The sequence below is a fragment of the Tetzosporium hominis genome, assembly GCF_002265435.1.
GTDB classification, from domain to species: domain Bacteria; phylum Bacillota; class Bacilli; order Bacillales_A; family Planococcaceae; genus Chryseomicrobium; species Chryseomicrobium hominis.
Genome location: NZ_NOKQ01000181.1, coordinates 1 through 235 on the forward strand (window position 1 = coordinate 1; position 235 = coordinate 235).

Annotated in this window: 1 protein-coding gene; it reads left to right on the forward strand. The window is 40.0% G+C overall.

What is annotated here, in order from left to right; translation table 11 throughout:
• Window positions 1-37: 37 nt before the first annotated feature.
• Window positions 38-235 (forward strand): glycosyltransferase family 2 protein (locus CF394_RS03815; RefSeq protein WP_133079798.1); only part of this gene is annotated, 198 nt, incomplete at its 3' end.

The window sequence follows — 235 nt, forward strand, 5'->3', positions numbered from 1 at the left end:
GTTTAGAATGAAATAAGAAGGAGCGTATATCACAAACATGAACATATCTATCGTAGTTGTCACGCATAATCGGGTCACCGCTTTGTGCGAATTGCTTGAATCTATTGCAAAACAGTCTGTTGAACCGTTTGAAGTTATTATTGTTAATGATGCCGGGGAGAGCGTCGACTTTGTTGAGCGCCTTTATTCAGAGCTTCCGATCAGAGTTATACATCTGAAAGAAAACGTGAAGCAT